At 71.2% G+C, this 14,334-nt stretch carries 7 protein-coding genes; 1 reads left to right on the top strand and 6 read right to left on the bottom strand.

Annotated elements, in window-relative coordinates; genetic code table 11:
* The first annotated feature begins 89 nt into the window (after window positions 1-89).
* Window positions 90-4,037 (top strand): carboxypeptidase regulatory-like domain-containing protein, encoded by a 3,948-nt coding sequence (locus VF746_14315; protein ID HEX8693593.1) that lies wholly within the window; start codon window positions 90-92, stop codon window positions 4,035-4,037.
* A 427-nt stretch (window positions 4,038-4,464) separates the two neighbouring features.
* On the opposite strand, the gene VF746_14310 is transcribed toward VF746_14315, so the two are convergent.
* From VF746_14310 to VF746_14285, 6 genes are all read right to left on the bottom strand, one after another.
* The gene (locus tag VF746_14310; GenBank protein HEX8693592.1) at window positions 4,465-5,115 is read right to left on the bottom strand and encodes a hypothetical protein; all 651 of its coding nucleotides are present in this window, start codon (window positions 5,113-5,115) and stop codon (window positions 4,465-4,467) included.
* A 51-nt stretch (window positions 5,116-5,166) separates the two neighbouring features.
* Complete coding sequence (locus tag VF746_14305; GenBank protein HEX8693591.1) at window positions 5,167-5,601, bottom strand: hypothetical protein; 435 nt, start codon at window positions 5,599-5,601, stop codon at window positions 5,167-5,169.
* An 85-nt stretch (window positions 5,602-5,686) separates the two neighbouring features.
* Window positions 5,687-7,417, bottom strand: a complete 1,731-nt coding sequence (locus tag VF746_14300; GenBank protein ID HEX8693590.1) for an ATP-binding protein — start codon at window positions 7,415-7,417, stop codon at window positions 5,687-5,689.
* Window positions 7,414-8,022 (bottom strand): chemotaxis protein CheB, encoded by a 609-nt coding sequence (locus tag VF746_14295; protein HEX8693589.1) that lies wholly within the window; start codon window positions 8,020-8,022, stop codon window positions 7,414-7,416. The genes VF746_14300 and VF746_14295 overlap by 4 nt, the downstream gene beginning before the upstream one ends.
* On the bottom strand, window positions 8,022-8,990 hold the full coding sequence (locus VF746_14290; protein HEX8693588.1) for a protein-glutamate O-methyltransferase CheR: 969 nt from the start codon (window positions 8,988-8,990) through the stop codon (window positions 8,022-8,024). The genes VF746_14295 and VF746_14290 overlap by 1 nt, the downstream gene beginning before the upstream one ends.
* 274 nt (window positions 8,991-9,264) lie before the next feature.
* A partial coding sequence (locus tag VF746_14285) for a HAMP domain-containing protein (GenBank protein HEX8693587.1) occupies window positions 9,265-14,334 on the bottom strand: 5,070 nt, incomplete at its 5' end.

The raw sequence follows: 14,334 nt of genomic DNA, 5'->3' as shown, positions 1-14,334 counted from the left end.
CCGATCCAACCCGTTGCCCTGGCTGGGGATCGGTCCCCAGACGAACCCGATTCGGCGCCCCGCTCCGGGCGCCGAAGCAGTGAGAGCCGATGCGCACGATCCGCAGCCTCCTGACACTCCTGGCCGCCCTGCTGGCGCCGGCCGCCCTGGCCGCGCAGGTGGGCGTCACCACCGACGTGATCTCCGGGCGCGTCACCGACGCCAGCGGCCAGCCCGTGGCCGCCGCGCAGATCGAGGCCGTCTCGGTCGAGTCCGGCGTGCGGCGGACGACGACCACGCGGGCCGACGGGCGCTACACCATCGTCTTCCCCGAGGGTGGGGGGCAGTACCGCCTGCGCGCCGTGGCCCTGGGCTTCGCGCCCGCCACGATGAACCTGCAGCGCACGGCCGACGAGGACGTGCTCACCGCCAACTTCCGCCTGGGCGAGCAGGCGATCCAGCTGCAGGGGATCCAGGCCACGGCCCAGCGCACCCCGCCCCCGGGCCGCGGCGACGCGGGCTCCACCGAGCGCTTCGTCCCCAGCGAGCTGGTCAACCGCCTCCCGCTGGAGGACAACGACCCCGCGCGCATCGCCACCCTCTCCCCCGGCGTGGTGGCCACCACCAGCGCCGACTCCACCGAGCAGCGCGGCTCGTTCTCGGTGGCCGGCCAGCGCCAGTCGCTCAACCAGGTGACGCTCGACGGCACCTCGTTCGCCAGCGCGCTCACCGGCGGGCAGGCGGGCGGGGGCTCGCCGCTGTCGCTGCCGCAGGAGGGCCTGCGCGGCACGCAGGTGGTGACCAACAGCTACGACGTGGCCCGCGGCCAGTTCGCCGGCGGCCAGGTGGCGCTGACGACGAGGAGCGGGACGAACAACTTCTCGGGCTCGTTCAACTGGCAGCTCCGCGACCCCACGCTGCAGGGCGGCGCCGGGCGGCCGGAGTGGGGGGGCGGCTTCACCCAGAACCGCTTCAGCGGCGGCTTCGGCGGGCCGATCAAGCGCGACAAGCTCTTCTACTACCTCTCCTTCTCGGGCCAGCGGCGCACCGACCAGCTCTTCTCGCTCACCCCGGGCGACGCCGACGCGGTGACGGCGCTGGGCGTCTCGCCCGACTCGGTCTCCCGCTTCCTCGACGTCCTGCAGGGCCGGTACGGGGTCACCGGCCGCACCGGGCGCTTCGACCGCACCGTGGACGCGCTCTCCCTCCTGGGCCGCGTGGACTGGGCGATGAACGAGCGGCACACGCTGGCGCTGCGCGGGCACCTGAACTTGTCGGGGCAGGAGCGCGCGCGCATCGGCTTCCTGGAGACGCTGGAGAACGGGGGCGAGAGCGACACCGACAGCCGCGGCGGGATCCTCACCCTCACCAGCCGCTTCGGCGGGGGGTGGATCAACGAGCTGCGCGCCTCGCTCACCGAGGACCGGCGCGAGCAGCTCCCCTACGCCCAGGTCCCCGAGGGGCGCGTGCGGGTGAGCTCCACCCTCCCCGACGGCGAGCGCGGGGTGGCCACGCTGGCCTTTGGTGGCGACCGCTCGCTCCCCACCAACACGCGCGAGACGGTGCTGGAGCTTTCCAACGAGCTGTCGTTCCTCTTCCGCGACCAGCACCGCATCAAGCTGGGCGGGCTGGTCAACCACACCGGCTTCGAGCAGCAGTCGACGTTCAACCGGCTGGGCTCGTTCGAGTTCGCCTCGCTGGAAGACTTCGCGGCGGGGCTCCCGTCGCGCTTCACCCGCACGCTGACCCCGCGCGTCACCCAGGGCGGGGGGATCAACGCCGCCATCTACCTGGGCGACACCTGGCGGCCGAGGACCGAGCTGCAGCTCACCTTCGGGCTGCGGGCGGAGGCCTCGCGCTTCGACGACGAGCCGGCCTTCAACCCGCGGGTCGAGCAGCTCTTCGGGCGGCGGACGGACCGTCTTCCCGCGGAGCTCCACCTGAGCCCGCGCGCCGGCTTCTCCTGGCGCCTCTCCGAGCAGGGCGAGCCGCTCCGCATCGTCCGCGGCGGCTTCGGCGAGTTCCGCGGGCGCGCGCCGTTCTCGCTCTACGCCACGGCGCTCGACCAGACGGGGCTGGAGGGGAGCGAGAGCCAGCTGGTGTGCGTGGGCCCCGCGGTGCCCACCCCCGACTGGGCGGCGTACGCGGCCGACCCGTCCACCATCCCCACCACCTGCGCGGCGGGCGGCCCCGGCGTCGGCGTCCCCCGTCGGCCCAACGTGTCGGTGTTCGGCGACGGCTTCTCGGCGCCGCGCTCGTGGCGGGCGTCGCTCGGCCTGCAGAACCAGGTGCGGCGCACGCTCGGCTTCTCGGTGGACCTGAGCCAGGCGTGGGGGGTGGCCCTCTTCGACGTGCGCGACCTGAACCTGCGCCCCGACGCGCCGATCACCCTCCCGGCGGAAGGGAACCGCCCGGTCTACGTCCCGGCGGGCGCAATCGTCCCCACCACGGGCGAGGTGGCGTTCTTCGCCTCGCGGCGCGACCAGGAGCTCGCGCACGTCTTCGAGATCGACTCGAACCTGCGCTCCACCACCACGCAGGTGACGCTCGGCGTCAACGGGCTGCTGCCGCGGCCGCGCGTGCTCTTCAGCGCCAGCTACACCTGGATGCGCTCGCGCGACCAGTCGTCGTTCTCGGGCGGCTCGCCGCAGTTCGGCTTCCAGAACGTGCCGGTGGCGGGCGACCCCAACGTGCGCGAGTGGGCCACCAGCGACCTGGAGCGGCGCCACCAGGTGATCCTCACCGCGGGGCTGCCGCTCTCGCAGGCGGTGGAGCTCACCTTCATCGGCCGGGCGACGTCGGGGCAGCCGTTCACGCCCATGGTGGGCGGCGACATCAACGGCGACGGGGTGAGGAACGACCGCGCCTTCGTCTTCGACGCGGCCACGGCGTACGACACGGCGCTGGCGAACGGGATGGCGCGCCTGCTGGCCGGCGCGGACGACCGGGTGGCCGACTGCCTGCGCTCCCAGGCGGGGCGCATCGCGGGGCGCAACTCGTGCCGCGGGCCCTGGTTCACCACGCTGGACGCGCGCGGCACCTTCCGCCCCGAGCTGCCGCGCCTGGGCCGGCGCCTCTCCATCTCGCTCGACGCGCAGAACCTGTTCGCGGGGCTCGACCTGCTCCTGCACGGACAGGACGGGCTGCACGGCTGGGGGCAGCAGGGCTTTGGGCGCGACGAGACGCTGCTGTACCCGCGCGGGTTCGACCCCGTGGAGCGGCGCTTCGTCTACGAGGTGAACGAGCAGTTCGGCGAGCAGCGCACGCGGCGCACCGGCTTCTCGCCCTTCCAGGTGCAGCTCTCGGCGCGGCTGAACGTGGGGCGGCAGCAGCAGGGCGGCGGCTTCGCCGGCGGGCTGGGGGCCATCGCCCTCGGCGGGTTCGGGGGAGGCGGCGGAGGGGGCGGCGGCGGTGGGGACCGCGGAGGGTTCGGCGGGATCTTCCGCCAGGGCGGCGGGGTGGACGTCGACGCGCTGCTGGACCGCCTGATCCCCGAGCCGGTCTCGGCGATCCTGCTGCTGCGCGACACGCTGCGGATCACGGACGAGCAGGCGGCGCGGCTGCAGACGATCGTCGACTCGGTGAAGGCGAAGAACGATCCCGTGCGCGAGGAGATCCGCGCGGCGGTGCAGGCGGCCGGCGCCAACCCCGACCCGCAGACGATCTTCCAGCGCATCGGCCCGCAGCTGAACCGGGCGCGGCAGAACGTGCAGGCCGCGCTCGACGCCGCGCAGAAGGTGCTCACTCCCGAGCAGTGGCGGCGGGTGCCGGCGGCGCTGCGCAACCCGTTCGGCCCCTTCGGCGGCCCCGGCGGCGGCGGGTTCGGCCCGGGCGGACAGGGCCGCCCCCGCGGCGAGGGCCGCCCCGAGCGCCCGCGCCCGGAAGGCCAGCAGCAGCCGCGCCCCGGGCAGCAGCCGCAGCCGGCGCCCGCTCCGGCACCTGCGCCTCCCCCGGCGCCCGCTCCGGCTCCCGCGCCGGCGCCGGAGCCGCCTCCGGCCCCTGCGCCGGCTCCATCGCCCGCGCCCGCGCCTCCTCCGCCTCCGCCGCCGGGGGGCTGAAGATCAGGTCCGACGGATGGCAGAAATCGAGAACCGGCCGGAGCGACGTCGATGCGCTCCGGCCGGCTCGTTCGTTCCCGGCACCCTCCTCGTCACCGCTAGCGGTGTCTCGGCTCCTGGAACCCGACGTACCGCACGCGCCACGCCGCACCTGCGCGCTGGAAGCGCATGGCGAGCAGGTCCCGCGCGCGATGGCGTCCCCTGGGCACGAAGACGACGTAGCCGCTGTCGGAGGTAAGCCCCAGGGAAGGCTGGCGCGGATCAGCTCGTCCACCTCCGCCACGGTGGTGCGATCGCGCAGCAGCGCGCACGCCGCCACGAGCAGCAGGACCGCCAGCATCGTACCAGGCTCCCGGACTGCGGGAACGACGACGCCGCCATCCAGTGTATCCGAGCGCCCTCGGGATTCGGTCCTCGCAGCCGCAGTTCACCGATCGTTGAACTCCAGCCGCCCGAACCGCCTCGCGCCGGGATCGTACTCGATCCCCCAGAACATCAGCCCACCATCACACACGGAAACCGGGCTCGTCCGCCAGCGCATGGTGTCGGCTCCGGCCGCCGGCTGCAGCTGGCCCCCGGAGATCTGCCAGCGCATCCCGTTGATCGCGTCCAGGTGCTCGCGATGGAACGCATTCACGTACACCGTGTGTTTCCCGGTCCAGCGGGTGATGCCTGTGTACTGCCGGTAGTAGGCGCTCTGCTCGGGCGACCGGGGCGCGCGCCGGAACACGCTGTCCAGCACGGCCGGCAGCAGCGCTTCGATCTCGTCGATCACGTCGCGTGGAGGAGACCAGAATCCGACGACTCCCCAGGGGGTCGAGCGCGTGCACTGCCTCAGGAGCGTCCTGCCGGCCTGCGTGGGAAGCACCGCCCCGGTCGCGGGCGCAAGCCGGTTGGAGGAGGTCGAGGCCTGCGCCGGCGGCGCCTCCGGGCGGCTCGCTTCCCGGCAGCCCATGGCCAGCAGGACGAGCCCACAGGCACCGATCCGCGTCAGGACCGAACGCGCCCGGGAGCAGGGGCGCCCGTCCAGCCTCGCGGATCGCCCGGAGAGCCTCGTACCGGGCTCGGTCTCGTTCATGGCATGATCCCGCTGGCAGCCGAAGCCCAGGCGCCCACCCGGGCGGGAGGGTCAGCGTGAAAGGACTCTCCCGCCGAGCCAGGAGAGCAGCCTCGCGCACACGGCCACGACGCCGGCCGCCAGCGTCGTGACCGCCACCCAGAGCACCAGGTCGAACACGGCGCTTGCGACCACCTGCGGCGGATCCGTGTCCCACACCACGATGCCGGGGACCCCGAGCAGGCCCGCCGATTTCACGACCGCGTTCGCGGCGAGCACGGCGGCGCCCGACAGCAGGGTGGCCCCGGGCACGCCGCACCCGGTCCGCCCGAGCGCGAGCCACGCCGTGAAGGCGACGAACACCACGACGTTCACGGCGACGGCGGCGCACTGGCCCGCCGATCGGAAAGGCGCGCCGGCAATGACCAGCCCGTTCGCGGCGTAGACGTACGCCGTCGCGGCGAAGTACCACGGGAGTCGCCTGTCCTGGCAGGTCGCCACGGTCATGTGCACGCGCCTGTGGGCTCGAAAGCCGGAGTCGTTGGACGAGGGGAAAGGAAGCCGGCCGCAGCGGCGGGCGGGGACGGAGCGCCTACGCCGCCGACCCGGTCACCGAGGTCTGCATGGCCATCTCGTGGGCGAGCGCGGCGGGGTCGTCCACCTTGGGCGGGAGGGTGAGCGTGAAGGTGCTCCCCTCCCCCACCCGCGACTCCACCTCCAGGCTCCCGGAGAGGAGCTTGGCCAGGCGGCGCGAGATCGGCAGCCCCAGCCCGGTGCCCTGGTGCTGGTTGGGCTGCGAGAGCTGCACGAACTCGTCGAAGATCTTGTCCAGGTCCTCCTCGGGGATGCCGATCCCGCGGTCGCACACGTCCACCTCCACCCCGCCGTCGTCCCGCGGCCGGCAGCTCACCGTGATCGGCCGCCCCTCGCCGAACTTGATGGCGTTGGAGAGGAGGTTCAAGAGGATCTGCCGCACCCGGCGCGGGTCGGTGATCACGGTGACCGGCTCGTGGCCCGTGTACTCCAGCGCCAGCTCCGAGCCGTGCTCGTCGGCCAGGGGGCGCACGGTCACGAACAGCTCGTGGATCAGCTCGGGGAAGGTGGCCGGCTGGATCTCCAGCTCCAGCTTGCCGGCCTCGATCTTGGAGAGGTCCAGGATGTCGTTGACCAGCTCCAGCAGGTGCCGGGCCGCCTTGTTGGCCCGCTCGATCCCGCGCGCCTGCTCGGGGTTCAGCGGCCCGTAGATGTTGTCGAGCAGGAGCGAGCTGTACCCCAGGATGGCGTTGATGGGGGTGCGCAGCTCGTGGCTCATCGAGGCGTAGAAGCGGCTCCGGGCGCTCATGGCCGTCTCCAGCTCCAGCTGGCGGGCCTGCAGCTGCTCGTTGACCCGCTGCAGCTCGGCCGTGGTGCGCGCCAGCGACACCGCCTGCTGCCGGAGCGCCTCCTCGTGCCGCTTCTGCTCCGACACGTCGCGCGCGATCATGGTGAACACGCGCTCGCTCTCCAGCTCCAGGCACGAGAGCGACGCCTCCACGGGGAAGGTCTCGCCGCCGGCGCGCACGCCGGTGAGCGCGAGGCTCCGCGGCGGCTCGGGCGCCCCGCCGTCGCCGTCTCCGCCGCGCCCGGGCTGCTGGCGCGCGGCCTCCACGCACACGCGGTCCAGCTCGGCCCCGCGGAAGCTCTCCTCGAAGAGGTCGTCCAGCCGCCGCCCCAGCGCGTCGGCGGCCGGGATGCCGAACATCCGCTCGGCGGCCGCGTTGAAGAGGGTGATGCGCCGGTCGCCGTCGCAGGTGACGATGGCCTCCAGCGCCGAGTCCACGATCTCGGCCAGGCGCGCCTCGCTCTCCAGCAGCTCGGTGCGGTGCTGCAGCTCCAGCTCGCGCCGCTCGCCCTCGCGCAGCCGCCGCTCCTGCTCCTTGAGCTGCTCCGTCTTCAGGTACAGGTCCACGAAGACGGCCACCTTCGAGCGCAGGATGTCGGGGTTGAAGGGCTTGAACATGTAGTCCACCGCCCCCACCGAGTACCCCTGGTAGACGAACTCGTCCTCCTTGCTGATGGCGGTGAGGAAGATGATGGGGGTGAAGCGGCTCCGCTCGCGGCTCTTGATGGTCTCGGCCGTCTCGAACCCGTTCATCCCCGGCATCTGCACGTCCATCAGGATGCAGGCGAAGTCCTTCAGCAGCACCTGCCGCAGCGCCTCCTCGCCCGAGCCGGCGCGCACCAGCTCGTGCCCCATCGGCTCCAGGATCGCCTCCAGGGCCAGGAGGTTCTCCTGCCGGTCGTCGACCAGCAGGATCGAGGCGCGCCGCCCTTCGCCGCTCACCGGGGCACCGCCGGGCAGGGGGGCAGGCGGCGGCCGCGGATGGCGGCCAGGTGGCGCGGGATCTCCTCCAGCGCGAGCACGCACGCCTCGGGGACCGCCTTGAGCGCCGCCTGCGGCATCATCCTCACCTCGGCCGTGGCCGGGTCCTGCACCACGGCGTGGCCCCCGGCGTCGGCGATGCGCCTGAGGCCCCGCGCCCCGTCGGCGTTGGCGCCGGTCAGCACCACGCCGATGGTGTCGAGCCCGTAGGCGTCGGCGGCGGAGAGGAAGAGCACGTCGATGGAGGGGCGGCTGTAGCGCACGGGCTCGTCGGTGGAGAGCGCGAACCAGCCGCGCTCCTCCACCAGCAGGTGGTAGTCGGGCGGGGCCACGTAGACGCGCCCCGGGGCGATCTGCTCCTTGTCGCTCACCTCGCCCACCGGCAGCGCCGAGCACTCCTGCAGCAGGTCGCAGAGGAGCAGCGAGTCGCGGCTCCGGTGCTGCACGATGGCCACGGGGATGTCGAAGCCCTCCGGGAGGCCGGCCACCAGGGTGCGCAGCGCGAAGAGCCCCCCGGCCGAGACCCCGACCACGATCAACCGGTACCCGGGCGCCGGCGTCTCCACTAGCCGAGCCTCCGGTAGATCTTCTCCTTCAGGTTGAGCGGCTCGTAGCGGTCCTCGTAGCGGGTGAGGCGGAGCGTCTCCTTCCCCCCCAGGCAGAGGATGCCGAGCGGCACCAGAGAAGCGTAGAACAGGTCGTGCACGCGGTTCTGCAGGTCGCGGTCGAAGTAGATCATCACGTTGCGGCACAGGATCACGTGGAACTCGGCGAACGAGCCGTCGGTGACCAGGTTGTGCTGCGCGAACACCACGTTCCTGCGCAGGGAGGCGTTGAAGAGCGCCCCGTCGTACAGGGCCGTGTAGTACTCCGAGAAGCTGCGGGCTCCCCCGGCGCGCACGTAGTTCTGCGTGTACTCCTGCATCTTGTCCAGGGGGAAGATGCCGGCGCGGGCGCGCTGCAGCACCATCTCGTTGATGTCGGTGGCGTAGATGCGGGCGCGCTCGTAGAGCCCCTCCTCCTGCAGGAGGATCGCCATCGAGTACACCTCCTCGCCCGTCGAGCACCCGGCGTGCCAGATGCGGACGAACGGGTAGGTGCGCAGGATCGGCACCACCTGCTGCCGGAACGCCAGGTGGAAGCCCGGGTCCCGGAACATGGCGGTCACGTTGATGGAGAGGTCCAGCAGGAGCCTCTCCATGGCGTCGCGGTCGTGCAGCACCAGCTCCTGCAGCCCGCTCACCGTCTTCAGCCCCTCGGCGTGGATGCGCTTCCACAGGCGCCGCTTGAGCGAGGAGTACGCGTAGGAGCGGAAGTCGAAGCCGTAGTGGCGGTAGACCCCCTCCAGCAGCAGCTCCACCTCCACGCGCTCCAGGTCGCTCGGGTAGTCGGACGGCGTGTCGGGGAGCGAGGCCTCCGCGCGCGAGACCCGCGCGGGCGCCGCGCCCTCCCGGTCGTCGCGCCGGCGCCCCTGCGGGCGCTCCTCCTCGTCCGCCCGGGTCTCCTGCTCCTGCACGTCGCTCTCGCTCGTCATACCTCCGTCTCGGGCGGGCTTCCCCGCCCGTTCAGCCGCGGACCGGTCATCCGGGAGTACCCCGGTTGAAACCGGGGGCTACAACTGCGCCAGGTCCGCCTGCGCGGACTCCGGGGGGCGACCTCCCGCGCGTCCGGTCCGCATCCGCGCAAGGCCACCACGGGCGAGGCATGCCTCGCCCCTACGATTCGCCGCCTCCGCGCCAACCACTTTCGCACTTTCGCACTTTCGCACTTTCGCACTTTCGCACTTTCGCACTTCGCACTTTCGCACTTCACCGGTACAGCCACACCCGCATCAGCGACAGCAGCTGGTCGGTGTCCACGGGCTTGGTGATGTAGTCCGAGGCGCCGGACTGGATCGACTTCTCGCGGTCGCCCTTCATGGCCTTGGCGGTGAGCGAGATGATCGGGAGGTTCTCGAAGCCCGGCGTCTCGCGGATGGCCCGGGTGGTCTCGTAGCCGTCCATCTCGGGCATCATCACGTCCATCAGCACCAGGTCCACGTCGGGGTGCGCCTTGAGCAGCTCCAGCGCGTCCCTGCCGTTCTCGGCGAAGACCACGCTCATCCCCTGGCTCTCCAGCACGCTGGTCAGCGAGAAGATGTTGCGGACGTCGTCGTCCACGATCATCACCTTCTTCCCCGCGAACACGCCGTCGGCGTTGTGCAGCCGCTCCAGCATGCGCCGCTTCTGCTCGGGGAGCTTGGCCTCGACGCGGTGCAGGAACAGGGCCGTCTCGTCCAGGAGCCGCTCCGGGCTCTTCACGTCCTTCACGATGATGGTCTCGGCGAAGCGCCTCAGCTGCGTGTCCTCCTCGCGCGAGAGCTCCTTCCCCGTGTAGATGATGATCGGCAGGTCCTGGTACGCCTCGTTCCCCTTCACCTCCTCCAGCAGCCGGAAGCCGTCGGTGCCCTCCAGCCCCAGGTCCAGCACCATGCAGTCGAAGTGCCTGGCCGACAGCTCGCGGAGCGCCTCCTCGGCGCTGCCCACCGCGGTGATCTCCACGTCCTCGTCGCCCACCAGCTCGATGATGCTGCTCCGCTGCGTCTCGTCGTCCTCGACCACCAGCAGGCGCTTGACCCCGTCGGCCAGGAAGTTGGAGATGCGCTCGAACGCCGCGTCCAGAGCCTCCTTGCTCACCGGCTTCTCCAGGTAGCTCAGGGCCCCCTGGCGCAGCCCCCGCTGCCGCTTGGAGACGGCAGAGACGATGTGCACGGGGATGTGCCGCGTCTCGGGGCTGTGCTTCAGCCGGTCGAGCACCGTCCACCCGTCGATGCCGGGGAGGTCGATGTCGAGGGTGATGGCGTCGGGGTGGTACTCGCGCACCAGCTCGAGCGAGGTCTCGCCGTCCAGGCCCACCAGCGCCTTGAACCCCTTCTCGCGCGCCATGTCGAGGAGGATGCGCGCGAACGGCGCGTCGTTCTCCACGATCAGCACCACCCGGTCGCCCGGCTCGATCGAGGCGCGGTCGTCGTGGATCCCCACCGCCTCGGGGTCGCGCGGGCGCCGGCGGCGCTCCACCCGGGGCGGCGCCGTCTCGGCCGTGTCGGCGGCGGCCGCCGCCGGGCGCGGGCGGGCGGGCCGCGCGGCGCGGCGGGCGGGCGCCTGGGGCCCCGCCATCGGGGTGGGGAAGTCGCCGCCGCCGTCGTCGTCGTCATCGTCCGCGCCGCCGTCGCCCGGCCACTCGCGCGGGAGGAAGAGGGTGAAGGTGCTCCCCTCGCCCTCGGCGCTCTCGACGCGGATCTCGCCGCCCAGGAGCCGCGAGATCTCGCGCGAGATGGTGAGCCCGAGCCCCGTGCCGCCGTACTTGCGGCTGGTGGTGCCGTCGGCCTGCTGGAACGCCTCGAAGATGAGCCGCTGCTTGTCCTTGGGGATGCCGATCCCGGTGTCCTGCACCGCGAAGGCGATCACCGCGTCGGCCTCGTCGAGCGTGCGGTTCTGGAAGCGGCGGCTCTTGTCGGCCTTGCGCACCGTCATGGTCACGCCGCCCTCGTGCGTGAACTTGAACGCGTTGGAGAGGAGGTTCTTGAGCACCTGCTGCAGCCGCTGCCCGTCGGTCCACAGCGTCTCGGGGACGTCGGTCTCCACGTTCACCGTGAGCGCCAGGCCCTTCTGTTCGGCCACGGGGCGGAAGGTGCGCTCGACGTAGCTGGTGACGTCCTTCACGTACACGTCCGCCGGGTTGATCTCCATCTTCCCGGCCTCGACCTTGGAGACGTCGAGCACGTCGTTGATCAGGTTGAGCAGGTCGGTGCCGCTGGCCAGGATGGTGTTGGCGTACTCCACCTGCTTCTCGGTGAGGTTCTCCTCCTTGTTGTCGGCCAGCAGCTTGGCCAGGATGAGCAGCGAGTTGAGCGGGGTGCGCAGCTCGTGGCTCATGTTGGCCAGGAACTCGCTCTTGTACTTGGAGGACAGGGCCAGCTGCTGGGCCTTGTCCTCCAGCTCGCGCCGGGCGGCCTCGACCTCGGCGTTCTTCTGCTCGACCTTGCGGTTCTGCTCGGCCAGCAGGCTCGCCTTCTCCTCCAGCTCCTCGTTGACCTGCTGCAGCTCCTCCTGCTGGTCGCGGAGCGCCTCTTCGCTGGCCTTGAGGGTCCTGGCCTGCGCCTCGAGCTCGGCGTTGGTGCGGCGCAGCTCCTCCTGCTGGGTCTGCAGCTCCTTCGACTGGCTCTGCAGCTCCTGGGTGAGCTTCTGCGACTGCTGCAGTAGCTCCTCGGTGCGCATGTTGGCGGCGATCATGTTGATCACCACGCCCACGCTCTCGGCCAGCTGGTCCAGGAACACCTGGTGGATCTGCGAGAAGGGGAGGAAGGAGGCCAGCTCGATCACCGCCTTCACCTCGCCCTCGAAGAGCACCGGGAGCACCATGATGTTGCGCGGAGGCGCCTCGCCCAGCCCCGAGGAGATCACGATGTAGTCGTCGGGGACCCCGGTCAGCAGGATCGGCTTCTTCTCCAGCGCGCTCTGGCCCACCAGCCCCTCGCCCGGGCGGAAGCGGCTGGCGACGTGCTTCCGGTGCTTGTAGGCGTAGGAGGCGATCAGCTTGAGCTGCATCCCGCCCTCGTCCTCGCCCAGGAAGAAGGCGCCGTGGTGCGCGCCCACCAGCGGGGTGAGCTCCGACATGATCAGGCGCGAGATCGACTCCAGGTCCTTCTGCCCCTGCATCATGCGGCTGAACTTGGCCAGGTTGGTCTTCAGCCAGTCCTGCTCCTGGTTCCTCTCGGTGGTCTCCTTCAGGTTGGCGATCATCTGGTTGACGTTGCGCTTGAGCTCGTCGAGCTCGCCGCGCGCCTCCACCGTGATGATGCGCGTCAGGTCGCCCTCGGTCACCGCGGTGGCCACGTCCTTGATGGCGCGCACCTGCGCGGTGAGCGAGTTGGCCATGGCGTTCACGTTGTCGGTGAGCGCCCGCCACGTCCCCGCCGCGCCCGGCACCTCGGCCTGGCCGCCCAGCTTCCCCTCGGTGCCCACCTCCTTCGCCACGCGGGTCACCTCGTCGGCGAAGATGCGGAGGCTGTCCACCATGTCGTTGATGGTGTTCTTCAGCTCCAGGATCTCGCCCTTCACGTCCACCGTGATCTTCTGCGAGAGGTCGCCGTTGGCGACGGCCGTGGTCACCACGGCGATGTTGCGCACCTGGTTGGTCAGGTTGCTCGCCATGAAGTTCACGGAGTCGGTCAGGTCCTTCCACGTCCCGGCGACCCCCGGCACGTTCGCCTGACCTCCGAGGACGCCTTCCGTGCCCACCTCCCTCGCCACGCGGGTCACCTCGCTGGCGAAGGCCGAGAGCTGGTCCACCATCACGTTGATGGTGTTCTTCAGCTCCAGGATCTCGCCCTTCACGTCCACGGTGATCTTGCGCGTCAGGTCGCCGCGCGCCACGGCGGTCGTCACGTCGGCGATGTTGCGCACCTGGTTGGTCAGGTTGCTGGCCATGAAGTTCACGTTGTCCGTGAGGTCCTTCCACGTCCCCGCGACTCCCGGCACGTTGGCCTGCCCGCCCAGCCGCCCCTCGGTGCCCACCTCGCGCGCCACGCGGGTCACCTCGCTCGCGAAGGCCGAGAGCTGGTCCACCATGGTGTTGATGGTCTTCTTCAGCTCCAGCACCTCGCCCTTGGCGTCCACCGTGATCTTGCGGGTGAGGTCGCCGCGCGCCACGGCCGTGGTCACGTCGGCGATGTTGCGCACCTGGTTGGTGAGGTTGCTGGCCATGAAGTTCACGGAGTCCGTGAGGTCCTTCCACGTCCCGCTCACCCCCGGCACGTTCGCCTGCCCGCCCAGCACGCCTTCCGTCCCCACCTCCCTCGCGACGCGGGTCACCTCGGAGGCGAAGGCGGAGAGCTGGTCCACCATGGTGTTGATGGTGTTCTTCAGCTCCAGGATCTCGCCCTTCACGTCCACGGTGATCTTGCGCGTGAGGTCGCCGCGCGCCACCGCGGTGGTCACGTCGGCGATGTTGCGCACCTGGTTGGTGAGGTTCGACGCCATGAAGTTCACGGAGTCCGTGAGGTCCTTCCACGTCCCGCCCACGTTGGGCACCTCGGCCTGGCCGCCCAGCCTCCCCTCCGTGCCCACCTCCCGGGCGACTCGCGTCACCTCGTCGGCGAAGACGGAGAGGCGGTCGACCATGGAGTTGATCACCTCCTTGATCTGCAGGATCTCGCCCTGCGCCTCCACGGTGATCTTGCGCGTCAGGTCGCCGTCGGCGATGGCCGTCGCCACGGCGGACACGTCGCGCAGCTGCACGGTGAGGTTGCCGGCCAGCTGGTTCACGTTCTCGGTGAGGTCGCGCCACACGCCGGCCACGCCCTCCACCTTGGCCTGGCCGCCGAGCCTCCCCTCCGTGCCCACCTCGCGCGCCACGCGCGTCACCTCGCTGGCGAAGGCGCTGAGCTGGTCGACCATCGTGTTGATGGTGTTCTTCAGCTCCAGCATCTCGCCCTTCAACTCGACCGTGATCTTCTGCGAGAGGTCGCCGTTCGCCACGGCCGTCGTCACCTGGGCGATGTCGCGCACCTGCCCGGTGAGGTTCGACGCCATGAAGTTCACCGAGTCGGTGAGGTCCTTCCACGTCCCGGCCACCCCCGGCACCTCCGCCTGCCCGCCGAGCACGCCCTCCGTGCCCACCTCGCGCGCGACTCGGGTCACCTCGTCGGCGAAGACGGAGAGGCGGTCGACCATGGAGTTGATCACCTCCTTGATCTGGAGGATCTCGCCCTGCGCCTCCACGGTGATCTTGCGCGTCAGGTCGCCGTCGGCGATGGCCGTCGCCACGGCGGACACGTCGCGCAGCTGCACGGTGAGGTTGCCGGCCAGCTGGTTCACGTTCTCGGTGAGGTCGCGCCA

It is taken from the genome of Longimicrobium sp. (assembly GCA_036389795.1).
Taxonomy (GTDB): Bacteria; Gemmatimonadota; Gemmatimonadetes; order Longimicrobiales; family Longimicrobiaceae; genus Longimicrobium.
This window is presented reverse-complemented; position numbering and strand designations above follow the sequence as displayed.